This window comes from Cupriavidus sp. Agwp_2 (assembly GCF_040784895.1).
Taxonomy (GTDB): Bacteria; Pseudomonadota; Gammaproteobacteria; order Burkholderiales; family Burkholderiaceae; genus Cupriavidus.
Window position 1 is genome coordinate 2,122,320 of record NZ_CP088083.1, and the last position, 20,389, is coordinate 2,142,708.

The following is a 20,389-nucleotide window of genomic DNA, read 5'->3' on the forward strand; positions in this document are numbered from 1 at the left end:
CTGACGACCATGGGCAACAGCAAGCTTGCCGCCGGCTGCCACCTCTCATCCGATCCTTCGGACACCGTGCCAGCCGGCGCTGAGAACGGCATTCTCGGGCAGATCCACGGCCAGTACATTGCGGCCGCCATCGGGACGCTCGGCAGAGCCACACGCGAGGCGCCAGAGCGCCACGAGGTGGTGGTCGAGGCCGGGCACGCTGGAACGATCCGCTTGTTCATCGAGAAGAAGCGAGCCCGGCACGGTCGGTATTCCCACTACTACTGGTCGGCCTACCGCGCCGAGCAAGCGAACGACTAGCGCCCATGTCGTCTACCACCATTTTTCTCGAAGCCCACTACTTCGGCGGGGACAGCGAAGAACTGCGGCTGCCGTGCGATGCGATCGCGGCCACGGCCGGCGGCCTGGTCATTACCGGGTTGGAAGCCAGGCATCTGCAGGCGCTGACCTGGCGGCCGGACTATGTCTCCTACTGGTCAGACGGCCTACTGGTGCGACTCGCCGTTCGCGGCTGGGCGGCGCTGGGCGACACCACCGTTCGGTTCTCGCTCCGCTGACGCTATGCCAAGCAAAGAACTGCCCCGGGATCTGCCAGCACTCACAGACGAGGAACTGCGCGACATCGGCCTGCGCGTTCGCAACCAGGACGTGAAGGACCTGCTCTGGGAAATTGCTCGCCTGCGGAGGCAAGTCCTTCAGTCGTACCAGCTGGCCTTGCAGTTGCCCCCCAGCCATGAGGGGCACTTGCACACTTGGCTCCAACCTTGGAAAGCGAGCCTTGCGTGATCGAGGCGCTCGAGGGCGACTATGGCAGCAAGACGCCTGGAACACGCGGCTGGCGCGGGGACGTTCGGACGCCTGAGCATGAGGTGCAGCTGGGCAAAATGAAGGCAGAGGCCAAAGGCCGCATTGCGAAGCGACGGGAACGCGCGCGGTAGCAAGGTGCCTCGCCGTCACCCCACCATTCGGGGGTGCAAATGTCTCTACATTTACCGGAGAATGCGCCCCGATCGTGAGATGTGACCCCTCTCGACTTCTTACCCGTGGCCCGCCGTTGTGCGGGCTTTTTTTGTCGGACGGAGGCTCTGATACCCACACACTACCATTTGACGACTCTCGTCTTAAAATGGCGCAACTCAGCTCACTCGTTCCCAACCCAAATGTCATTCTGGCCAAAAACCCTTGTTGATTGGGCACAAATTTTCTCCGCCTTTGGGACAATGGCTGCCGTTGTTGTATCCCTGTATCTCGCCATTCGCAACGGACCGCGGCTCGTCTTACACAGTTATAGGGCTATAAGTCTAGGGGGCAATGAGCCGTACGAGGTCACGCTCGTGGCAGAGCTCACAAATGTCGGCGCGTCCCCAATCTCCTTAAAGAACATCTGGCACACGGCGCACGGAACCTTTTTCGACATCGCGTTCTACTCAGACAGCGGCAAAATGAACGTTAGCCTACCGATAAAGCTTCGCCCCGGCGAGTCGGTAGAGCTGCGGGCGCCTGTCACAGAATGGCACCGAGTCAATGGTCCGTGGTCCATGTGGAGAAAGCAATATTGGGAAGTACATTCTAGCGTTGGAACCATAAGGCGCTTTCGGGTGAAAAGGAAAGCAGCATGGAACCTATGGGACGACATCAAGGCAATTCGTGCGGGTGGCCCAGCATTGAAGGCGCGAGCCGAGGACCTTGCAATGTGATCGTTCCTCAGCCTGTTCCTGACGTTCAAGATTGGCCCCATGTAAGTTATATCGGCCACGCTGCCACCGTCTTCCGATGCCGCGCGGCACAATCCCCCAGCGCCCCGAGCACCGTCACCATCCAGTCCTGCCACACGTCATAGTCGGCCACGGTCGGCGCGTCTGGCACCTCGCACGGCGCCGCCAGTGCGCTATCGAGCGGCGGCGGCTTGCTTGGCCGCGTCGACGGCGTCGGACAGGCCGCGCACGCGCTGAGCGTCAGGGCGGCAATCGACAGGCAAAGGCTTCCTCGCATTTTTCATGTCCTTGCGAATGGCGTCCATCTTGGCGCCGAGGTCGGACTGGACGGCCAGATAGTAGTCCGCGTGCTGCCGGATGGCGGCGCCGGTCGCCTGGATGTCGGAGAGCGCCTGGTTGGCACTGGTCAGGTCGGCTTGGGCGCGCGCCGCGGTCAGTTCAGCGATCTCGGCATCCTTGCGCCAGCCGTTGACGGCCCAGCCGGCGGCAAAGAGGCAGGCGCCCAAGGCAGCGGCACCGATGAGGCGCCAGGGCAATGTTTTCAGCAACATCAACACGCCCAGCCCTCCGGAAACTCGACCATCGGTACCGTTTGGCCGGCCAGCGCGTGCGTGCAGTCGCTCAGGTACTGGATCTGCCCGTCGGTCACGAACGTGTGGCAAACCTCGCAGTTGAAGCCGCAGGGCTCTTCGCCCTTGGCCTTCAACTCGGTATTGAAATCGCACCAACATCCGCCACCGTCGTACCCTTGCACGTGGTGACCAGATCGCACCAGCACAGACGGCGTGAACGTCGGACGTTCAGCGATGCCGTTCCAGCCCCAGCGCGGACCCTCACCGGCTCCGTATCGGATTTCATGCGATTGGCGGCAGCCTGGGCACCAGAATGACAGCGTGCCTGGCGCCGGCTCTCTCAAGATCTTGGACAAATTGGTCATGGCGTCGCCGCGCAGCGCGCGTAGAGATCCGCCGTCACGCGGATATGGGTGAGCATGTCAGCCTGGCCGGCGCCAGGCTTCAGGGTGGGCAGCGTCGGGCAGTCGCGCGGCGGCGCGGATGCAGCGGGCGGCTCCGGGACAGCGCACCCGGCCAGCAGCAGGAACAGCAGGATCAATTTCACTTTCGGGCCTCCCTCACCTTCCGGTTTGCCGCCTCGATGTCCCGATTCACCTGACTCCGCTCGGCCTCGGTAAGCGGCCGGCCATTGGTGGGCCCCGCTGGCGCCAGCGCAGGGACGGCGCGCGCGGCACGCTTCACCGACTTGGCCGCTTCCGCTGACGCCTCTGCCGCCTCAGCCGCGGCGCCTGCCGCCTGCGAGACCTTAGGCGTCAGCGCCTCCAGCGTGCGGGTATAGGCGTCCTGCAGGCGGGTGATCTCGGCCTGGTGGTCGTCCCGCTGCTGCGCCATCAGGTCGCGGTACTGCCAGACGCAGAAAAGGTAGCCTGTCCCCATCCCGCCGCCGAGCAGCAGAATAAGCACCGTCACCGCCTCCATCCTGTGCCCAACCAGGACGAACGTCGCCCGGTACCGCGCCAGCCAGTCACGTAGCCTTGCCATCGAGCCTCTCCTTCAGCAGGCGGACCTCGGTCGTCAGGGCCGCGATCGTGCCTTTCAGTTCGCCGATTTCGCGATATGCCTCGTTGCGCTCTTTGTATGCAAGGTCAGCCCGTTGCTCGGCGACGTCGGCGCGCGCGTTCGCTTTCTCGAGCTGCACTTCGAGTCGCGCAATGATGTCGATCTCGGCCTGGCTCTGGGCACCCTCGACCCGGTCCTTGCGCCATGCGCTTCGGATGAACCAGATTGCGCCCCCAATGGCGGCCACGATGAAGCCGAGCGCACCACCAGTGCCCCCCGGCACGTTCATCACATTCAGGTCCATCGCCGCTCCGTTGTGCGTGCTGCTCTGTAGGCAGCTCACGGTTGATCAGTCGGTTGCTGTTCGTCCGGCTTGATGGACTCTTGGGCGACGTATCGCAACACCCCGATCAGCACTGCAATTGCCAGCGTGATCTGGGCGAACTGCTTCGGCTCGAGCGCGGCCTGCAGAGATGGCAGGACGACCTGCGCAGCTGACAGCGCGGCGAGCAATAGCGACAGCAGCACCGTCGTGCTCCTCCACAGCTTGTTCCAGTTCTCGACGATCTTCATCTCTCAGCTCCCTGGCGCGTTGCGCTCGACATCGACACCCCCGTGCAGCAGGAATTGCGCACGCAAGGTCTCAAACTTGTGTTCGTGCTGGCCGTAGCCGGCGCCGGGCAGGCTGGCCCAGATGTTCCGGCACTTGGCAATTGCCTCTCGCAGCCGCCCGGCCTCAATGTCCGGGATGGCGCGGCGCTCGCGGATCTGCTGCACGGCGATCGCATCTTGTGCGGCGGGCCCGAAGTCACGCAGGCCCAACTGGCGCTTATAGGCGTCGTAGTACCGCGACAGCAGCTGGTACCGGCCGGCTGCCGTCGACTTGATGCCGAGGCGCGGCAGGCTGATCAGTTGGCGCGGATGGTCGGCGTAGCTGGTGAACAGCCCCCCACCCACCAGCACGTCGTAGCCGTGGTTGTTCGTGCGCTGGCGGCCGTTGTCGGTGCCTTCGCTGAAAGCCAGCACGTCGAGGAAGGCGGCCATGTTCTCGCCGCCGGGCAGGTTTTCGGGTTTCGTGAAAGGCATGCTGGCTCCAGAAACAGAAAGGCCCGCGCGCGGCGGGCCTGTAAGCGGGCGGTTGGCGGCGTCTATCGTTGGGTGATCGGCAGCCGTATCGACCTCTGATCAATGCGGCCTTGGCTAGTGGTGATCTTGCAAGCGACGGTATAGGTTCGGCCCGCCGTGCCGCCGGCCAGCCAGAACGTGACCTCGCCGCCGGCAGACGTGGTGCTCTTGCCGGCCGGGTTGAGCGTCAGCCCGGTGTCGGTGGTGATGGCAGGCGCCGGGTCGGCCAGGATCGTCTCCCCCTCGGCCAGCCATGCCGACCAGTCGAATTCGTAGTCCAAGGTGGCGTCCGGGTCTTTGGCCGGAATCGTCATGGTTTGACCCTCCAATAGTCTGAGTTCCGGGTCGATCTGCGACCCCGTGGGAATGATTACCAGCCGCCGCGACTCGGCCGGCACCACCAGCCGGCGCGACTCCGACTGGATCTCCAGCCGCCGCGATTCTGCCGGCACCGCTAATCGGCGCGACTCAGCCGATACCACCAACCGGCGCACCTCAGCCGGAACCACAATGCGGATTGGATCATGCGGAATCGAGCCGTCCGGAACATGCCCGACGATCTGCGCAGTAGCGCCGCCGAGCGTCGCCGCGATGCTGCCAGCGAACGTCTGCCCGCCGACGATGCCCGCCACCGCGCCGCCCATCACCGCGGCCAGGATGCCGACAGCGCCGCCAGTCGTGCCAGTCAGAGCGGCGCTGGCCGGCGCCAAGGCAGCGGTCACCGACCCCGCAAAGGTCTGCTGGCCGGACGCAGCCGCCGACGGGCCGCCCACCGCTCCAGCTAGCGTGCCGGTAAACGCCAGGCTGCCTGCGAACGCCGCGGTCGCCGGTCCGAGCGTCGCAGCGATGGCGCCGCCGACGCCGTCCAGCGCCAGGCCGGAGAGCGCCGCCACCACCGGCTGCAAGGTGCCAGATATGGCGCCGCTGAACGTCTGCCCGCCGGTGGCTGCCGCGACAGCCGGGCCCAGCGTTGCCGACAGCGCACCGCTGAAGGTCTGCGCCCCGGCCAGCGCTGCCGATACCGCCCCAAGGGAGGCAGTCACGGTCCCGGACAGCGCTTGGCCGCCGGATGCCGCCATTGTGGCGGCGCCCAGCGTCGCAGCAACAGTGCCAGCGAAAGTCTGCGTGCCAGAGAGCGCCCCAGACGCAGCAGCAAGCGATGCAGCCAAGCTGCCGGCCATGGTTTGCACGGCGCTGGCCGATGCGGTGACCGCACCCAAGGTGGACGCCAGCGTGCCGCTGAACTGCTCCGTGCCCGTGAATGCTGCCGTCGCGTTGCCCAGCGTCGCTGCGATCGTGCCTGTATTCCCCGCCGCTAACGGCGTGTAGGTGATGCGGATCTGGCCACCTGCACCAGCGCCGCCGGCAGTGCCCGTGGCACCATTGCCGCCGCCACCGCCACCACCAGGCGAGCCGCCCGGTCCGCCGGCGCCACCGGCGTTGTCGCCATCGCCACCACCACCACCGCCGCCGCCCGTGACATTGGAACCGCCAGTGCCGCCGCCCGTCGCGCCGCCGGTACCGCCAGTGCCGCCGGAACTGCCGTTGCCCGCCCCCCCCGCACCGCCGCTGGCGCCAGACCCAGCCGAGCCGGCCACACCATTGCCAGCCGGTCCCCCAGCACCCCCGCCGCCGCCCGCTGCAGTGCTGGATCCGCTATTGCCGCCCGCGCCGCCAGAGAACTTCACGCTCCCGACGCCAGACCCTGCCGCGCCGCCAGCACCGCCAGCCCAGGTACTGCTGCCGTGAATGCCGCCGACACCGCCCTTCGCCAGCACCGTGCCGGTTGAGCCGAACCAGGTGTCGCCACCGGTGCCGCCGCTGGTGGGCGTCGTCGAGCCAGCATTGCCGCCAGCGCCGATGCTGATCGAGACGGAACCCGAGCCAGACCAATTCGCGATCCGCGAGTAAGCCCCGCCGCCACCGCCGCCACCGGAGCCTGACGATGAGCCACCAGCACCACCGCCACCGCCACCACCGCCCCAGACCTCGATCGTGTTGTCGGAGGGGTTCCAGTCACCCGGTACCGTCCAGCTCGTGCCAGATGTGAGGACAATCGTCGTCACGGCCGTCCTCCGTTCTGGTGGTTATGCGTTCGCTTCGGTGAGAGTGGCCGAGGTGATGCTCACGGCGGCACCGGCCGAGATGGCCACCGAGTTCATGTTCAGGTCCGCGCCGCTGGTGCCGACGTCCATGTCCATGACGAACGTGCCGCCGGACGTGAACAGCCGCGCCCAGGTGGCCGTGCCGGTGGCATCCGCCGCGGAGTCCGACGTGATCGCGTTGAGCGTCAGCACACCGGCAGACGCCGCAGCGGCAAAGGTCGAGCCGCAGGTAAGCTCGGCCAGCAGCGTGGTCGCAGTGCCGCCAGTAGCCGGGCGCGAGCCGTTGTACAGCCGCAGCTTCGCGTTCGCGCCGGCGGCAGTGGTGATTGCATCGAGGCGCGCATTGCGCAGCGCGGTGGACATGCCAATGGTCATGGTCTGCTCCAGAAATGACGAAGCCGCCCGAAGGCGGCCGGTGTTGATCGACGAGAAGCGCTTACGCCGGTTTCACCGGCCAGTTGATCGTCCGCGGGAAACCTACCTGGCTTGTCACGGCACGCAGTGCCTTGCGGTACTGACTGAGCGCGCGCAGGCGGGTCTCGTCTTCCTCGGTTAGCTCGCCGAGCACGAATCCATCCATCAGCGGCGCGATCAGCTTGTCCGCCTCGGCCAGCAGCGCATCACGTTGCGCGCGAGCCGCGGCGGCAAGCTGCTCGGTCTCCAGCGCTTCGTCGAGCACCCATTCATCCACCGTCCAGACATGCGCCGGCGAAGGGCGCGGCTCGTCAGTCAGGAACGGCGGAAGATCACCCAGCCCACTGTATTCCTCGCCCAGATCGAAGGCGGAGCCGTCAGCCGTGCGGAACACCAGAACGCCCCGATAGTCGGGGACCAGCGTCCATTCACCTTCCGGCCAGTTCTGCGGAGCCGACCCATCGGAGCGGCGGTACACGCGCACGCGTCCAGCGGCCGCTTCAGGCAACTCCTTTGGCGTGGCGAAGCCTGGCACGATGGGATCTTCCGGCTCAAGTGGATTGTCGTCGGCAACGCCGGCACTCAGGAACTCGCCGGTGATCGGGTGGTAGTTGAAGATTTCCATGAGGCTGGCCCCTTTAGATTTTGATGATGCCGAGCAAGGCAATGTTGCGCGGGCGCGTTTCAGCGCCGCCCGTTGGCTCGGTCGTCGGCGACGAGGAGGTGCCGGTGTTTGCCGAGTTCAAGGCAGCACCACCAGCGCCGGCGCCGTTCGGGAACGCCAGGTAGTTGTGGATGTGGGTCTTAAGCAGGTCGGCCTGCCAGCTACCGAAGCTGCGGCCACTGTCGATGCCGCGGCTGTCATCCCACCCGCGCAGGAATTCTCCACGCAGCTCGGGAAGGTTGAACGTCGTCGATCCATCGCCGGCGCCGAATGTCGTGCTGATTTCCGCGAACAGGTCCGCGTAGGTGGCGCGCGACACTGCGGCGCCGTTGGCCTTGAGCCAGCCCGACGGCGCCGTGTTCTTGGCGTGGAAGACAATACTTCCGGGCAGGATGTGCCCGAAGTTGGGTACGCCCAGCAGGCCGATGGTGATCCACGCCGTGTTTGCCGCATTACGCATCCGCAGCAAGCCGGCGCTGGTGTCGGCCCAGAACTGGTATGCGTAGGTCGTAGCCGGGCCGCTTGATCCGGATTGATTCGTTGCGATGGCCTGCAGCGCGTTGTTCAGGTCCGCGCGAAACGAGGCACCCGACTGGTTGTCGAGCACCATGTCATGTTGAGACATGCTTTCTTCTCCGAATTAGTAGGCGACGGCGTCCCAGTCGAACTTGCGGGACACCGGCGCGCTGGAGGCGTTGTAGAAGGTGATGGTGAAGCCGGTTTCCGACTTCGAAGTGATGACGTGGTAATCGCCCTGTGCCAGATCCTGGGCGGTGATGCCAAGCACCGGCAGAACACGGAAGGCCTTGTCGAAGGTGATCACCTTTGCGCCAGCACCAGACAGGATGTCTCGGCCTGACTCGCGCCGATCCGGCATGTCGACGTCGACCGTCAGGCCGGTGACCACCACGTTGTGCGTCGCGGAAGCGCTCTCCAGCACCACCTTCCACTGGAAAGCTCGCGCTTCGTAGTCGCCCATCGAAAACCGCTGCCATGCGGACCACGTCGGCGACCCGATTGGGTTGTCCTCAGTCGTCCTCACGTACAGCGACACCGCGGTATCGTTGATTCGGGTGCCGTCGACCGATTCCCAGGTGTCGATGAAGTCGTACCGGAAATCGATCATGTCGCCGGTATCAAACGACACCGCATCGATGGTCGCCGTCAGGCGCGACCTCTCGACTACACCGAGATCAAGCGACCCAGAAAAGACGTACTCGCCGCTGGCAACCACACCGCCGAGTGAGTCGATCAGCCCCCATCCGCCGGAGCCGACCACCGTATCGATCGGGCCCAGGCTATCGATCGAGCCCTGTGCATCCCAAAGCCCGCTGGCATCAATCAGCCCCTGATCGTCGATCAGCCCAGCACCGACCAGCTTGATACCGTTCAACGCCGGGTCGAACACGATGTTTGTCTTCGTGCCGGCAAAGTTCGGCTGCTCCGCGATCGTGGCCACCACATTGAGGCTGTCCAGCGATGGTGCGGTGGTGATCACCATCGCCGCGGCTGGAGACTCGTTCCCGGTCGAGTCGATCCACTTCGCCAGGTAGACGCCCTCCAGCAACGGCAACTGCGCGGAGTTGGCAGCACCGGAGATATAGCCACCAATGTCGATGGCGCTGCCCCAACTCGGCTGCACCAGGTCCGTCGTGTGCCGGATTCGAGCCTGCCCGCCGTTCCTGACGTCGAGGTCGGTGGCCGCATTCCACGTCAGGTTCGCGAAGCCGTTCAGCACCGTCAGCGATAGCCCGGTGAGATTCGATGGCGGCGCCAGCTTGCCCGTCACCACATGAACCGGTGAATACGTCCAGGACGGGCTGCGGACCCCGATAGCAGACACATAGCGCCCGCGCACCGAATAGGCCGCGCCATCTTCGACCGGCGACAGGTAGAAACTGGTCGTTGAGGCCGTCAACGTGGGCAGCGCGGTCCAGTCCACATCCGTCGCGCGCCGGTACTGAAGCTCGACCCGGCCGCCCAACTGCAGGGCCGCCTCACTCGCCAGCGCCCACGAGATCAGCAGGCGGGAGATCACCGCGCCGCTCTGACTCAGGATCAGTTGATCCTCGCCCGACTCCAGGCGGATTTGGCCGAGCGACTCCACCACATAGGGATTGGGCAGGTTCGTATCGGGCGCAGGGTCCACGACGGTGGCGTTGCCCATGCTCCAGTCATACACCGCGGCCGCTTCCTCGTTGAGCACCAGGTCGACACCGCCGTCCGCGCTCATCTTCCACGACATGACCCGAAAGACTTTGTCCGTCCACCCGAACTTGGCCAGCGTCAGCTTCACAGTACTGTAGGCGGTCAGTTGGAAGGCGGTCAGCTTGGCAGGGAACTCCACCACGATGCCTTGCCGCGAGCGCTCCAGGATGATCTTCGCCAGCCGCTGCGCCACGATGGCGTCGGTGGTGAACGGCAATTCGATGTCGCGCTCGATCACCTCGCCATCGTCAGCCGCATAGGCCGAGTTGCGCACCGCGGGGAAGTCGCCGGGTTGCCAGTACTTTGCACGGTCGACGAACGTGCCCTTCACCACGTTGAACAGGTCCTTGCGCGACATGCGCGGCTGCACCTTGACCGGGCCACGAAGGTCCGATTCCGTCAGCGTGACCGTGGGGACGTCATAAGCGCCGGCGAATACTCGGAACATGCCGCCGGACAGCACCACCGCGGCGCCGCCGGCAGAGACCATCTCCGCCAGGTTGTCGCGCGGCGACTTGTCGCTCATCACCACGCCTTGCAGCTCGTAGCGGCTCTGCACGCCACCGCTCACCGGCACCAGCTCGTCGGAGATGTTCGCCGCCGCGATCACCGAGCCGACGTCGATGTCAGCATCCGTGCAGCCAAAGCCGCGCTCGTCTCGCAGATAGTCGTAGACGCAAAGCGCCCAGTTGTAAGTCCAGTAGGTGTTGCCATTGCGCGGGTCATAGACACGCTTGCCCCGCACCACCGCCTTCACATTGGGAATGCCGTTCGGGAAGATGTCCGGATCGTATTCCAGCCGCACATAGAGGTAGCAGACACCGCGCAGCCGATGATCGACCGTCCACTGCGGCACCTCGGAATACAGGTTGCTGTCAGCGAGTTGATCCGGGCTTCCCAGATGCTTGTTGATGCGCACCAACGACTTGGTGGTGTGCATCTCGTACATCAGGATCACCTGCCCCGCGCCGGCTGGAATCGACGGAAACTGAACAATTGGAGATCCGGAGTTCCAGACTGCTGAGATCGGCACCTGTTGATCCCCGAAGCCCTCCCCGCCCGACACCATGGCAACGCAGCCAGTTACCTGGCTAGGAGCCACACCGATGTTCACCGTCGCGCTGGCCTGTCCGCCGACCACGTTGTACGTGTACGTCTTGGCTTCTGCTGTGACCTTTACAAACTTGCCGCCGATTGGCATGGCATCTCGGAGAGGGCCTACCGGATCCTCTCCGAGATATACCTCCTCGATGTCATCGCACTCGTGATCGGCCAGCGCGATGACCAGGTGCATGAACTGGTTCTTCTTACCGTTTCCGTCCGTGCTGGCAGCGAAGATCAGCGGCCCGGATGTCATGGCGCGGCCGTAGATCATGTTGCGCGGCTGGACATTGGATCGGACGACCTGGCTTCGGGCTTGCGCCTCTGCAGTAAAGCCGTTCTGAGTGCGCGGCTTGAAGATCGCGCCCATGAGGGAGCCAACTGCAAACGAGATGGCCAGGGCCGTGACGGCATACACGACCGCCCCAATGAGATTCGCAACCAGCACCGTTGAGCCGGCACCCAGGATAAATGCCCCTACAGCGGCTGCGGCGGCTGCTGGCATACGTCCCCTCCTATACCTTCCAGGCGGCCTTCGCCCGGTTCGGTTCCATGAACTCGATGCCGTCACATCCTTGTGCGGCGACAAGGCTGCCGGCGCACACCGCGAGCGCCTCGCCATGAGGCGTGTCGATCAGCACGACGTCACCGCGTCCGGCAAGCGCCGTCGGAACTGGCGGCCCCAATACCAGCGTGGCAATGCCACGCACGCCATCGTTATCACGCAGCACGCGCCGCGCTCCCTTCTCGCTGCTGTACAGCCCGCGCCAGCGCGCGCCGGGGTCGGTGCCCGTCATCGCCTCGATCGCATCGCAGACGAAAAGGCAGCAATCTGATTCGCCCCATGAAAAAGCCCGATCGCGGCGGGCTTCGATGAACTCGGCAAGCCGAATAGGCCAGTTTTCCAATCGCTGCATCAACGCCCCCAAACTAATTCCTTGGACACCATCTGCGGCACGAACTCAAAACCACGGTCGCCCGGGTACCGGCTCTGCTGGTCTTCATTGTTGAAGCGGCGGGATCTTGCCTTGTCCCACGACACCATCCGCGACTCGGCCGACACGGTAATGGTGGCGGTCTCTCCGACCTCCGTATCCATCGTGTCCATGCGGCCTGAGAAAATGCGCACCGGTTGCCCAGCAAGCTGCAGATCTTCTCGCAGGGGAACAAACCAGATTTGGCATGGCCTGCCCTGATACTGTTCCCCCAAAGTGATCGCTATCAGATCTGTCGGAACACCTGACAGCGTCAGACGAACGCCGATAGCTTCAAGGCTCGCCTGCTCCTGAATCGGCTCGATGCTGCCAAGCGTGCCAAGTCCCACCCACGTTGCACCATTCCAATCGATGTCATAGCCTGCGCTGCACACCCGCAGAGGTTGTGAGAAGTCCATCTGCACGAAGAACAGATATGGGACATGGCCGGCGGTGACCGCGGCGAGCGTGCTGCCATCTAGAGCGCGCGTCATCAGAACATCTCCACAGCACTGATCACCACGGAATCGGAGATCCTTCCAGGCATCACCGCTACCGAGTACTCGTCCGACACAAGCATCATGGTCGCCTTCGGCTTATCCAGCGTGATCGCGGAATTATTGGCCGGGGCTTTGCGGAATGCCGGTGCCACGGGTACCGAGGCCAGTCCACTGCCATTGCTGGTCACGTTCGCCGTCACCATCTTCAACTCCCCGCCAGCGGACAGGTAATCCCCTGCTCGCAGCACCAAGGTGTTGGCCGGCCAGCTCTTCGTCGGCAGCACCTTGAAATCGGACATCGCCCCATTCACCAGCGGGCTGTACAGCGACGATCCTGGGCGCGCATGTGGCCACAACGTGAAGCGCCCTGCCATGCCGCCTAACGACGCCAGGAATGCCTCCAGCTTTCCCCGATCGAGATCGTTCTTCGGCGGGAACTCTAGTGTCACCTTCCACCGCGCGCCAGGCCGCTCAACCGTCTGGACGGCCCGGTTAAGCGGCGAGGTGAAAGCCTCGGTGTTGGATTGCAGGCCCCATGTCGCCTTGGCCGGCACCAGATCCAGCGGCCAGTCGAGTGTTGCCATCCTTACCTCCCGGCGAGTTGCCGCATGTCACCACCGCGCGCGAGGTTCTGCTTCACCTCGGCGACTGCGGCGTTCTTCGCCTGCACCATCGCCTGGACAATTACCGCCTGATCCGCGCGGCTGTCGACGTTGATGTGCTGCACAATCGTCACATTGCCGCCGCCCGCCGCTGTCGCGGTCAGCGCATCGTTCGGCACAACGTATCCGGAGCCTGTCGGCACCACCAGTTCTGGCCCGACCTCGCCCACCAGGTACGGCTCGCCAGCATTGATGTTGCCGCCCTTCGCGCGCGCGGAGACATTGGCGATCAACGAATCCAACCCCGCCTGCGTCTGCGGCCCGTACACACCGCCTACCGACGTCCCGGTCATGTCGCCATACGCGCCGATCATCATCGACCCGAGTTGGCTGAATAGCCCGGACAGCGCCGCCCGTGCCTGAATCCGGATCAGGTCAGAGATCACCGACTGCGCGAAGTCGCGGAAATTGCCCTTGCCCGTCATGGAGAACGTCACGATGCCGTCTTCCATCCGCTTGAATGCATTGGTCGCCGCGGTGCTGGTCATGGCCATGACGTTGCGCGATTCCTCGGCATAGTTGGCCATGGCCTCGGTCGCGCCATTGACCCAGCTGTCCTGCTTCTCCCGCAGCGATGCGTAGTAGGCGTCATAGGCCAGCAGCGACTGATCGAGGCCGTCCCGGAGTTTCTGCTGCGAATCCAGGTAGGCCTGCGACGTGCGCGCGGCCTCCGGCGTAGCCTTCTCCTGCTGCAGAGCCAGATCTTCGTACGCCTTGTAGATCGAGCGCACCGCCTCGGCCTGCTTCTGCGCCTCAGTACCGCGGCCGACAGCGTCCAACTGGCGCTGGTACTGCTCGGCCGCCGACTTCTGCATGTTGCCGATCTGCGCGCTGATAGCTGCGGACCGCTCTTCCACCTTCTGGATGTCGGTCTTCAGCTTCAGCGCGCGCTCGTTCTCGACGTTCTGCGACAGCTGGGCCTTGATCTGGTCCTGGTTGGCCAGCAGGCTCTTCTGCTCGGCCGTCAGGATCGATTTGCCCTTGATGTCCGCGATCTTCTGCAGGAATTCGGCTTGGATCTTCTCGGCGCCGGTGAGCTTTTCGGACGACTCCAGCGCGGCGCGCGTGGCGGCATCCTGCTCGCGCAGCTGCTGCAGGAACCGGGTCGCGGCATCGTCCTGGTACGCCTTGGGCTGCGGCGCCTTGGCCCCCTTCGGATCCTTGTACTTGTCCTCGATGGCCGCCAGCCGATTGGCATACTCGTCGGCGGCCATGCCGACCAACTTGGCGTCCTTGTTCAGCTGGTCGATTTCTTCCTTGCGGAGATCGGCGCGGGACCGGGTGGCCTTCTCCTGATCACGCAGGCGGGCCTGCGCGGCGACCACGGCATCCTGCCGGCGCTGTTCCGCCGCCTTGGCCTCGGCTGCGGCGTTGGCGGCCTCCAGCGGCTTCGCCTGCGCCTGCAACTGCTCCAGATTCATCCGCGCGCGAGCCAGCGCAGCACGGTTGACGCCGCCAGGCTGCGCGCCGGGCGAAGACTCCAGCTTGGCGATTTCCGCCTTCGTGCGCTCGATCGCGCCGCGCACGTCCGCCAGCGTGGTATCCCGGCCGACACCAAGCATCGCATCCCACGCGCCCTTGGCGAGGCTCGTGAGCCCGGCCCAGGCGCGCTGCATGTAGCCGACGTTGGCCACCACCTGATCAGCGCGGTCCTTCATCGCCGAGGCGTAGGTGCGCTGCGCCAGCGCCGCTGCCTCTTCCTTGCGGCCCTGGTCTTCCAGCGCGGCGATTTGCTCGAAGACTGCGGCGGTCAGGTAGTGGTACTGCTCGTTGAGCTTCAGCGACGCCTTGACCGGCTCTTCGCCCAACTTGACGAACTCCTCGACCGTCTTCTCGACGGCTGCGCCGGTGGCTTTTTCCCACGCCTGCGCGGCGTTGCCGAGTTCCACGAAGGTGCTGCCGGCGATCTTGCCCGTCGCGGCCAGCGCCGTGAGCGTCTCGGCGGCCTTGCCCTGCGTGCCGGCCGTGTCGCCCATGACCTTGGCCATGGTCGCCATCTGGTCGGCAGACACCCCGGCAATGCCTCCGGTGATCGTCAGCGCATCATTGAATCCTCGCGTCTCACTGGCGCCCTTCTCGAAGGCAAACGCAATAGCTGCGGCGGCGGCAGCGGTCAGCGTGAAGGGATTGATAAGGCCAGCCACAGTGCTGCCCACAGCGCGCACAGCAGGCCCGATGCCGCCGAACATGTCCCGCAACTGCCCGCCTTGCTGCGTCAGGATCAGAAGCGGCGACTGGCCACCAGCCAGCTGTGTCACGATGTCGGTCATCTGCGCCGGCACCATGCGCATGGCCGCCGCGGTCTGCCGGGCGGACATGCCAACGTCATCTAGCGAACCGCTCACGCGGCGCATGCCGCCTGCCGCCGCCTCGGCCGCCTTCAACTGGTTGATGTAGGGGGCGACGGACTCGGAAACGCCCATCAGCGCGGCTTTCTGCTCGAGCAACTGGATCCGCGTCTTGCCCGACGCCTCCGCCATGCGCGCGGTCTGGCTAACGAACTGGTTGATCGCCCGCGCGTGCGCATCTGATCCGTTCCGGGCCGCCTCGGCAATGGCATTTTCAGCCGCCAGCGTGCGCCGCGCCTTGGCCTCTTGCGTGGCAATGAAGGCGTCGGCGCTGCGGCGCGCCCGGTCCATTTCGGCCGTATAGCCGGTAGCATCGGCTGTGACGCGAACGACGGTTTCATCGGCCACTTGTGAACTCCCTTGCTTTTTCCTGAATCACCGCGCCCACCGCTGCGGCAGCAGCCTTCTTCTTCGCCTCGAACCCGGGTCGCAGGAATGGCTGCGCGGCCATCTTCGACGTACCGTATTCGAGGAACCGGCCGTAGAACGCTTCCTTCGACCAGGTCACGATGTAGGAAGCAAGGCGACCAGGAACGGATTTCTCTTCCTCGTAGGCGATGATGATGTGGCTACGCAGGAAGCCGGGCGGGTGACGACCCTGCTTGACCTCATAGATGTCCAGATTGACCGGTGCGCGCAGCTTCACCTCTCTATGAATCACGCGCGCGCCGGCCACCGCCGCCTGTCGCAGTACCGACTCGCTGGCGATCTGGTCGAGCGCGTCAATGGCAGAAGTAAGCGCCGATGCGTTTTCGACCGTCACACGTCGCGGCTTGGCCATCATTCCCTCCGTGGAAACATCACCCGCTCGATCAGCTTGGCCTGCTCTTCCGGGTCATCCAGCAAGATCGGCTCGGCTTCGTTCGCCGCCGGGTGATGCTCGCTCCACGGCGTCATGTCGAAGCAGCTGAACGGCTCGCTGCGGGCCCGGCGATCGCGATGGATATTGGCGATCGTCGAGGCGATCGCGCCAGCCCGAAGATCGTCATACTGGCCGCCACGCTGGTCGATCTGGTAAGACGCCATGTACTCGACAAACTCGGCGCTGGTGATGCGCTCCTGCAGCTCCCTTACGGGGATTCCGAGGTCGATGCTGAGTCGGAGCCAGTGCCGCCGCTCGGGGCGGCGTCGGAGTTTTTTGCCTCTTCCTCCACCGACTCCACGCCGAGCTTGTTCAGCCGCATGGCAACGTCGACCACGCGGTCGAGCGCTTCCTTGCTGCGTCCACGCAGCGCCTCGACGTCGTTTTCGGAGAACAGCAATTCGCCGTTCTCGTCGACCACGCAGCAGACCAGCACGCGAGCCTGAAAGACGCTATACGGCGTCTTGCCTTCGCCCTGCAGCGCCATGAAGCGGTCGCGCGCGGCGCCAGACATCACCGCCACGCGCACTTCGCCGCCCCATTCCGGCACCGGAACGTCTTCGTGCGCCAGCGCGGCGCCCAGGATGGATGCTTTCGAGAGAATCGGCATAGGTTATGCGTCCACCACGTCGCCGGTGATGCGCAGCGTGATACCCGTGGTCTTCAGGAGTTGATCGACACCGCCTTCCAGCGGGCTGTTCTTGCAGTACGCGTCGAACGTCTTGGTCTTGCCGTTCGGCAGCGTCAGCTTGTAGGTCTTCTTGGTGCCCGCGCGCTTGGCTGCATCGACGGCTTGCTGGCCCGCGTCGTTGAAATCGCGGTTGACGTCGAAGGTGAACGAACCCCAATCCTGCAGGCCCAGCAGGAATTCCTTCGCGGTGGAGTCCATATCGGTGGCGTCCAGTTCGCTGGCCTGACCGTCGAAGCCTTTGAAGTTCACCAGGTTCTCGATCTTCGTCCAGGTGACAGGCGTTGCCGTGCCGGCTGCGGTGATGGTCCGGCCGGTCGTGTTGATGTCGAAGGCGAACGTGTTGGTGGTGACGTTCTTGATCACCACGGTCTGCCCGTTCAGGTCCGAGGCGTGCGTGCCGGTCAGGCCGGCCAGCGTGACCACGTCGCCGTTGACCAGCGCGTGCGCAGCCGACGTCAGGATGGTGGGAAAGCCGAGCGCGATAGCGGTGATCGTCTTGGCCGAGCCGGTGGTGCCGGACACTTCGACTTTCGATCCCTGCGCGGAGATTGCGGTAGATGGCATGTTGACCTCTTCAATGGAAAAATGCCCGCGCAGGGCGGGCGAGGGAAAAACGGTGGATCAGGGCTTGAACCAGATACTGAAGTCAAGCCTTGACCCGTATAGCTTCGTATCAGGTTCGTTCTCGCTCACCGGCGCCCCGATCGGGAGAGCACCGGCTGCAACCAAGGCGGAGCGCGCAGCTCGCATCGTTGCAACCGTGGCAGCCCGAGTTTCGGACCATGCGTTGATCTGCATGCGCTGGTTCTCCAGGTCCGCCGGGCCGCTCAGGTCGTTTGCGTCCTGCCCGCCGACAGCCTGGTAGGTGACATACGGCTTCGGCGCCCCGAGCGGCGCCACGTCCGGATAGGCCTTCGCGCCGATGCCGGCCAGCGCCGCCACGACCACAGCCTCAGCAGAATTAGGCATTGACCGCTCCCGTCTCGCACACCAGGTCGACGTACGTGCGTTTCACTCGATCCGGCAGGACACCCTTGATGTTGTAGGCCGTGCCGTCCTCGCACAGCACGCGCATGGCCGCGGTGACGCCGTCGGCCGCCAGGAACGGAATGCGTATGCTGGCCTGGACGATGGACGTCGGCGCGTCGGCCCGGATCACCTCCAGACCGGTGCGATGCAGGATATTGGCCCAGACGTCTATGACCTTGACCCAACCGATGACGGGCTGCCCGAAGTCATCATATCCATCGGCAGGCTTCTGGATCTGCACCAGTTCGCTGCGTTGGCCGATAGTCGTCATACACCGAGCCCCACGCGTTGCGGCCACAGCAGATCGCGCGCGCCTTGCGGGATTTCCGCATTTGTGTCGCGGTTGCTGTAAATGTTGCCGAGGATCAACAGCATTCCAGCCTGAATCACCATGTTCGCGACAACCGGATTGTCCCCGGCGGTCTCCGCCTCCACCGCGTCAGCCATTTCCTGCTGGGTGGCGTAGACCTGGCGGTTCAGGAAATCTGCGACAGCGCCCTCGGCAGCCGACAGATATAGCTCGATCAGCTGATCCTCGCTCCCCCACGTGACGCGCAGATGCGCCTTGGCCATGTCCAGAGCGATGATCGACATATCAAGCCCCCTTGCCCTTTTTGCTGCCCTTGGCCTGCTGCTCAGACGGCTCCGGCTGGTCGGCCGGCTGATCAGCCATCACCAGGACGGTTTCGACCTCGGTTGGCTTGTCCGCCTCGGCCGGCTTCACCAGTTCGCGCACGCGCGTTTCGTCGGCATCCGTGAAGGTGTCGCCGAAATAGCGTCGCATGGCACGCACCACATAGTCCGGATCGGTGTTCTCTCCCGGCAGGCCGGCAATTTCCCGGTCCAGTACTTCGCGCGTCGGCGCCATGTCCGCTTTCTCGGCCTCAGTTGAGGCGTCCTCGTTTTCCTTCAGCAGCACAGCACAGCCGATGTCGATGAAATGCTGCCCGCGGCTGCTGTCCATCCGCGCGATGGTGCCGGCCCGCGGATCCGGCTTCTTGAACTTGATCTTCATGGATGCCTCCATCAAAGCAAACGGCCCGCTGAAGCGCGCCGCCCATCAGTCGACGCCTGCCGATCAGGCCACGTTGCCGAAGTCGCCGTAGATGAACGCCTCGGGGCGGTACACCGCCAGCGCCAGGCGCTCTTCGGCCAGGATCGTGACCAGGTTCTTCACGAAGTCGTCTTCGTTCTCGGTGGCGACTTCCACCCGGGCTTGCCAGCGGTCGAAGACCTGCGCGCCCAACTTGAAGGCGCCGGTCAGGAACTTGTCGACCGCGATCGCCTGCGTAGCCACCACGGGCTGGCCCCACAGCGTCGGTTGTGCCGTGCCCTGCGGGTTGCCGATGATGTAGCGGCCGGTAGTGTCCTTCAGCAGCTCGATCCGCGCCCAGTCGCTGGGGTGCATCACGATGCCGGTGGCCGGATACTCGGCCAGCACGGCTTGCAGCATGGCCAGGCGGATCATGTCGATACTGGTTTCGGTACCAGCCGGGTCGAAAGGCGCCACGTACGCCGATGCCTGCGGGATGATTCCCAGCAGGTTCTGGCCGGTGCCATCACCGTTCAGCAATTGCTGCTCTTCCTTGAACGCCAGTCCATAGCGCAGGCGGCCGTCGATGTAGCTGGCCAGCTGCGAAGCGTCGCTCAGGATCTGGCGCGAGGCCTTCACGAAATGCGCGATCACCTTCGCAGATGTGGTCACCAGGTCGAACTTCATGGTCGACTCGGGCTTCTTGACCGTTTCCGCGACCGGCGCAGCGTTGTTCGTGAAGCCGGTTTCCTTCACGTACTCCAGGACGCTACCGTCCATACGCCCAGGGGTGATGAGGTCGCGCACGGTCAGGCGGCGATTCGGCGGCGCGATGATGCCGGGCAGACGGGTTGCGGTAACCAGATCGCCCGCGGCGCCGTCGGTGTCAGTGGTCACCGTGGTGATTGCGGCATTGAACGTCATGTCGACGCGGCCGCGCGGAAGGGTCTTGCCGGAGAAGGCCTTGAATTCCTCGCTGCCGACGAACTTCTGCCCGAACGACTCGTGCTGCACATCGCCACCGGCGCCGTTGGCTTCGAGCTTGGCCAGCGCCTGCTGCGCGGTTTGCAGGTTGGCCTGCATTTCGCCCTGCCTGACGAGCATTTGGTCGATCTTGGCCTTGGTTTCCTCGGACAGCTTGCCGGCGGCCGCTTGCGCTTCCTTGAGCGCCTTCTCGGCGGACGCCTTGACGTCGCCGCTGATCTTGTCGAGGGATGCCTTGATTTCCTTGACGTCGTCTTCGCCGAAGGCCAGCACCATGCCCGACCGCTTCATGTGGCGGAACAGCAAGGCATGCACGGCATCGCCAAAGGCCATCAGCGCGGCGACGGCGGTCTTCTTCAGGTGATTCTTCTTCATGGTGGATTGCCTCTTTCGATGGTGT

27 protein-coding genes are annotated in these 20,389 nt (G+C 64.6%); 2 read left to right on the plus strand and 25 right to left on the minus strand.

Features of this window, described 5'->3' with window-relative positions; translation table 11 throughout:
* Positions 1-9 precede the first annotated feature (9 nt).
* Together LPA45_RS09825 and LPA45_RS09830 are read left to right on the plus strand one after the other, a co-directional pair.
* Entirely contained in the window at positions 10-300 is a 291-nt protein-coding gene (locus tag LPA45_RS09825) for a hypothetical protein (protein ID WP_367394507.1), read from the plus strand.
* A 5-nt stretch (positions 301-305) separates the two neighbouring features.
* Complete coding sequence (locus tag LPA45_RS09830) at positions 306-557, plus strand: hypothetical protein (protein ID WP_367394508.1); 252 nt, start codon at positions 306-308, stop codon at positions 555-557.
* A 1,331-nt stretch (positions 558-1,888) separates the two neighbouring features.
* On the opposite strand, the gene LPA45_RS09835 is transcribed toward LPA45_RS09830, so the two are convergent.
* The 25 genes from LPA45_RS09835 to LPA45_RS09955 all read right to left on the minus strand — a co-directional run bounded on the left by LPA45_RS09835 (position 1,889) and on the right by LPA45_RS09955 (position 20,364).
* Entirely contained in the window at positions 1,889-2,266 is a 378-nt protein-coding gene (locus LPA45_RS09835; protein ID WP_367395017.1) for a hypothetical protein, read from the minus strand.
* Positions 2,266-2,652 carry a DUF6527 family protein gene (locus LPA45_RS09840; protein ID WP_367394509.1) on the minus strand — a complete coding sequence of 129 codons (387 nt, stop codon included), beginning with the start codon at positions 2,650-2,652 and terminating at the stop codon, positions 2,266-2,268. Before LPA45_RS09840 ends, LPA45_RS09835 begins: the two co-directional genes overlap by 1 nt.
* Positions 2,649-2,834 (minus strand): hypothetical protein, encoded by a 186-nt coding sequence (locus tag LPA45_RS09845; RefSeq protein ID WP_367394510.1) that lies wholly within the window; start codon positions 2,832-2,834, stop codon positions 2,649-2,651. The genes LPA45_RS09840 and LPA45_RS09845 overlap by 4 nt, the downstream gene beginning before the upstream one ends.
* Positions 2,831-3,271: a hypothetical protein gene (locus LPA45_RS09850; protein WP_367394511.1), complete on the minus strand. Its 441-nt coding sequence runs from the start codon at positions 3,269-3,271 to the stop codon at positions 2,831-2,833. Before LPA45_RS09850 ends, LPA45_RS09845 begins: the two co-directional genes overlap by 4 nt.
* Positions 3,255-3,593, minus strand: coding sequence for a hypothetical protein (locus tag LPA45_RS09855; RefSeq protein WP_367394512.1), 339 nt, complete (start codon positions 3,591-3,593; stop codon positions 3,255-3,257). Before LPA45_RS09855 ends, LPA45_RS09850 begins: the two co-directional genes overlap by 17 nt.
* Positions 3,594-3,628: 35 nt before the next feature.
* On the minus strand, positions 3,629-3,862 hold the full coding sequence (locus LPA45_RS09860; RefSeq protein WP_367394513.1) for a hypothetical protein: 234 nt from the start codon (positions 3,860-3,862) through the stop codon (positions 3,629-3,631).
* Positions 3,863-3,865: 3 nt separating this feature from the next.
* On the minus strand, positions 3,866-4,375 hold the full coding sequence (locus tag LPA45_RS09865; RefSeq protein WP_367394514.1) for a glycoside hydrolase family 104 protein: 510 nt from the start codon (positions 4,373-4,375) through the stop codon (positions 3,866-3,868).
* A gap of 62 nt (positions 4,376-4,437) precedes the next feature.
* Entirely contained in the window at positions 4,438-6,480 is a 2,043-nt protein-coding gene (locus LPA45_RS09870; RefSeq protein ID WP_367394515.1) for a hypothetical protein, read from the minus strand.
* A gap of 21 nt (positions 6,481-6,501) precedes the next feature.
* On the minus strand, positions 6,502-6,894 hold the full coding sequence (locus tag LPA45_RS09875; protein ID WP_367394516.1) for a hypothetical protein: 393 nt from the start codon (positions 6,892-6,894) through the stop codon (positions 6,502-6,504).
* A 61-nt stretch (positions 6,895-6,955) separates the two neighbouring features.
* Positions 6,956-7,558 carry a tail fiber assembly protein gene (locus LPA45_RS09880; protein WP_367394517.1) on the minus strand — a complete coding sequence of 201 codons (603 nt, stop codon included), beginning with the start codon at positions 7,556-7,558 and terminating at the stop codon, positions 6,956-6,958.
* 13 nt (positions 7,559-7,571) lie between these two features.
* Entirely contained in the window at positions 7,572-8,222 is a 651-nt protein-coding gene (locus tag LPA45_RS09885; RefSeq protein ID WP_367394518.1) for a phage tail protein, read from the minus strand.
* 15 nt (positions 8,223-8,237) lie between these two features.
* Complete coding sequence (locus LPA45_RS09890) at positions 8,238-11,411, minus strand: phage tail protein (protein ID WP_367394519.1); 3,174 nt, start codon at positions 11,409-11,411, stop codon at positions 8,238-8,240.
* Between the two features lie 10 nt (positions 11,412-11,421).
* Positions 11,422-11,823: a DUF6950 family protein gene (locus tag LPA45_RS09895; protein ID WP_367394520.1), complete on the minus strand. Its 402-nt coding sequence runs from the start codon at positions 11,821-11,823 to the stop codon at positions 11,422-11,424.
* Entirely contained in the window at positions 11,823-12,374 is a 552-nt protein-coding gene (locus tag LPA45_RS09900) for a hypothetical protein (RefSeq protein ID WP_367394521.1), read from the minus strand. Before LPA45_RS09900 ends, LPA45_RS09895 begins: the two co-directional genes overlap by 1 nt.
* Positions 12,374-12,964, minus strand: coding sequence for a hypothetical protein (locus LPA45_RS09905; protein ID WP_367394522.1), 591 nt, complete (start codon positions 12,962-12,964; stop codon positions 12,374-12,376). The genes LPA45_RS09900 and LPA45_RS09905 overlap by 1 nt, the downstream gene beginning before the upstream one ends.
* 2 nt (positions 12,965-12,966) lie before the next feature.
* Positions 12,967-15,738 (minus strand): phage tail tape measure protein, encoded by a 2,772-nt coding sequence (locus LPA45_RS09910; protein WP_367394523.1) that lies wholly within the window; start codon positions 15,736-15,738, stop codon positions 12,967-12,969.
* The gene (locus LPA45_RS09915) at positions 15,728-16,174 is read right to left on the minus strand and encodes an HK97-gp10 family putative phage morphogenesis protein (protein WP_367394524.1); all 447 of its coding nucleotides are present in this window, start codon (positions 16,172-16,174) and stop codon (positions 15,728-15,730) included. The genes LPA45_RS09910 and LPA45_RS09915 overlap by 11 nt, the downstream gene beginning before the upstream one ends.
* Positions 16,171-16,416: a hypothetical protein gene (locus tag LPA45_RS09920; RefSeq protein ID WP_367394525.1), complete on the minus strand. Its 246-nt coding sequence runs from the start codon at positions 16,414-16,416 to the stop codon at positions 16,171-16,173. The genes LPA45_RS09915 and LPA45_RS09920 overlap by 4 nt, the downstream gene beginning before the upstream one ends.
* 44 nt (positions 16,417-16,460) lie before the next feature.
* Entirely contained in the window at positions 16,461-16,862 is a 402-nt protein-coding gene (locus LPA45_RS09925) for a hypothetical protein (protein WP_317921059.1), read from the minus strand.
* A gap of 3 nt (positions 16,863-16,865) precedes the next feature.
* Positions 16,866-17,507 carry a phage tail tube protein gene (locus LPA45_RS09930; protein WP_317921061.1) on the minus strand — a complete coding sequence of 214 codons (642 nt, stop codon included), beginning with the start codon at positions 17,505-17,507 and terminating at the stop codon, positions 16,866-16,868.
* 57 nt (positions 17,508-17,564) lie between these two features.
* Positions 17,565-17,912, minus strand: coding sequence for a DUF3168 domain-containing protein (locus tag LPA45_RS09935; protein ID WP_317921063.1), 348 nt, complete (start codon positions 17,910-17,912; stop codon positions 17,565-17,567).
* Entirely contained in the window at positions 17,905-18,243 is a 339-nt protein-coding gene (locus tag LPA45_RS09940; RefSeq protein WP_317921065.1) for a phage head closure protein, read from the minus strand. Before LPA45_RS09940 ends, LPA45_RS09935 begins: the two co-directional genes overlap by 8 nt.
* Positions 18,240-18,566 carry a head-tail connector protein gene (locus LPA45_RS09945; RefSeq protein WP_317921067.1) on the minus strand — a complete coding sequence of 109 codons (327 nt, stop codon included), beginning with the start codon at positions 18,564-18,566 and terminating at the stop codon, positions 18,240-18,242. The genes LPA45_RS09940 and LPA45_RS09945 overlap by 4 nt, the downstream gene beginning before the upstream one ends.
* A 1-nt stretch (position 18,567) precedes the next feature.
* Positions 18,568-18,987, minus strand: coding sequence for a hypothetical protein (locus LPA45_RS09950; RefSeq protein ID WP_317921069.1), 420 nt, complete (start codon positions 18,985-18,987; stop codon positions 18,568-18,570).
* A gap of 63 nt (positions 18,988-19,050) precedes the next feature.
* Positions 19,051-20,364 (minus strand): phage major capsid protein, encoded by a 1,314-nt coding sequence (locus tag LPA45_RS09955; protein WP_317921071.1) that lies wholly within the window; start codon positions 20,362-20,364, stop codon positions 19,051-19,053.
* Positions 20,365-20,389 lie beyond the last annotated feature (25 nt).

What these genes read in the sequence shown, in the direction of transcription:
- LPA45_RS09905 (WP_367394522.1), bottom strand. Translation starts at nt 12,964, where the DNA reads ATGGCAACACTCGACTGGCCGCTGGATCTGGTGCCGGCCAAGGCGACA.
- LPA45_RS09890 (WP_367394519.1), bottom strand. Translation starts at nt 11,411, where the DNA reads ATGCCAGCAGCCGCCGCAGCCGCTGTAGGGGCATTTATCCTGGGTGCC.
- LPA45_RS09940 (WP_317921065.1), bottom strand. Translation starts at nt 18,243, where the DNA reads ATGACGACTATCGGCCAACGCAGCGAACTGGTGCAGATCCAGAAGCCT.
- LPA45_RS09825 (WP_367394507.1), top strand. Translation starts at nt 10, where the DNA reads ATGGGCAACAGCAAGCTTGCCGCCGGCTGCCACCTCTCATCCGATCCT.
- LPA45_RS09895 (WP_367394520.1), bottom strand. Translation starts at nt 11,823, where the DNA reads ATGCAGCGATTGGAAAACTGGCCTATTCGGCTTGCCGAGTTCATCGAA.
- LPA45_RS09930 (WP_317921061.1), bottom strand. Translation starts at nt 17,507, where the DNA reads ATGCCATCTACCGCAATCTCCGCGCAGGGATCGAAAGTCGAAGTGTCC.
- LPA45_RS09830 (WP_367394508.1), top strand. Translation starts at nt 306, where the DNA reads ATGTCGTCTACCACCATTTTTCTCGAAGCCCACTACTTCGGCGGGGAC.
- LPA45_RS09920 (WP_367394525.1), bottom strand. Translation starts at nt 16,416, where the DNA reads ATGGCGTCTTACCAGATCGACCAGCGTGGCGGCCAGTATGACGATCTT.
- LPA45_RS09840 (WP_367394509.1), bottom strand. Translation starts at nt 2,652, where the DNA reads ATGACCAATTTGTCCAAGATCTTGAGAGAGCCGGCGCCAGGCACGCTG.
- LPA45_RS09880 (WP_367394517.1), bottom strand. Translation starts at nt 7,558, where the DNA reads ATGGAAATCTTCAACTACCACCCGATCACCGGCGAGTTCCTGAGTGCC.
- LPA45_RS09935 (WP_317921063.1), bottom strand. Translation starts at nt 17,912, where the DNA reads ATGCCTAATTCTGCTGAGGCTGTGGTCGTGGCGGCGCTGGCCGGCATC.
- LPA45_RS09850 (WP_367394511.1), bottom strand. Translation starts at nt 3,271, where the DNA reads ATGGCAAGGCTACGTGACTGGCTGGCGCGGTACCGGGCGACGTTCGTC.
- LPA45_RS09915 (WP_367394524.1), bottom strand. Translation starts at nt 16,174, where the DNA reads ATGATGGCCAAGCCGCGACGTGTGACGGTCGAAAACGCATCGGCGCTT.
- LPA45_RS09860 (WP_367394513.1), bottom strand. Translation starts at nt 3,862, where the DNA reads ATGAAGATCGTCGAGAACTGGAACAAGCTGTGGAGGAGCACGACGGTG.
- LPA45_RS09855 (WP_367394512.1), bottom strand. Translation starts at nt 3,593, where the DNA reads ATGGACCTGAATGTGATGAACGTGCCGGGGGGCACTGGTGGTGCGCTC.
- LPA45_RS09835 (WP_367395017.1), bottom strand. Translation starts at nt 2,266, where the DNA reads ATGTTGCTGAAAACATTGCCCTGGCGCCTCATCGGTGCCGCTGCCTTG.
- LPA45_RS09950 (WP_317921069.1), bottom strand. Translation starts at nt 18,987, where the DNA reads ATGAAGATCAAGTTCAAGAAGCCGGATCCGCGGGCCGGCACCATCGCG.
- LPA45_RS09945 (WP_317921067.1), bottom strand. Translation starts at nt 18,566, where the DNA reads ATGTCGATCATCGCTCTGGACATGGCCAAGGCGCATCTGCGCGTCACG.
- LPA45_RS09955 (WP_317921071.1), bottom strand. Translation starts at nt 20,364, where the DNA reads ATGAAGAAGAATCACCTGAAGAAGACCGCCGTCGCCGCGCTGATGGCC.
- LPA45_RS09900 (WP_367394521.1), bottom strand. Translation starts at nt 12,374, where the DNA reads ATGACGCGCGCTCTAGATGGCAGCACGCTCGCCGCGGTCACCGCCGGC.
- LPA45_RS09865 (WP_367394514.1), bottom strand. Translation starts at nt 4,375, where the DNA reads ATGCCTTTCACGAAACCCGAAAACCTGCCCGGCGGCGAGAACATGGCC.
- LPA45_RS09925 (WP_317921059.1), bottom strand. Translation starts at nt 16,862, where the DNA reads ATGCCGATTCTCTCGAAAGCATCCATCCTGGGCGCCGCGCTGGCGCAC.
- LPA45_RS09885 (WP_367394518.1), bottom strand. Translation starts at nt 8,222, where the DNA reads ATGTCTCAACATGACATGGTGCTCGACAACCAGTCGGGTGCCTCGTTT.
- LPA45_RS09875 (WP_367394516.1), bottom strand. Translation starts at nt 6,894, where the DNA reads ATGACCATTGGCATGTCCACCGCGCTGCGCAATGCGCGCCTCGATGCA.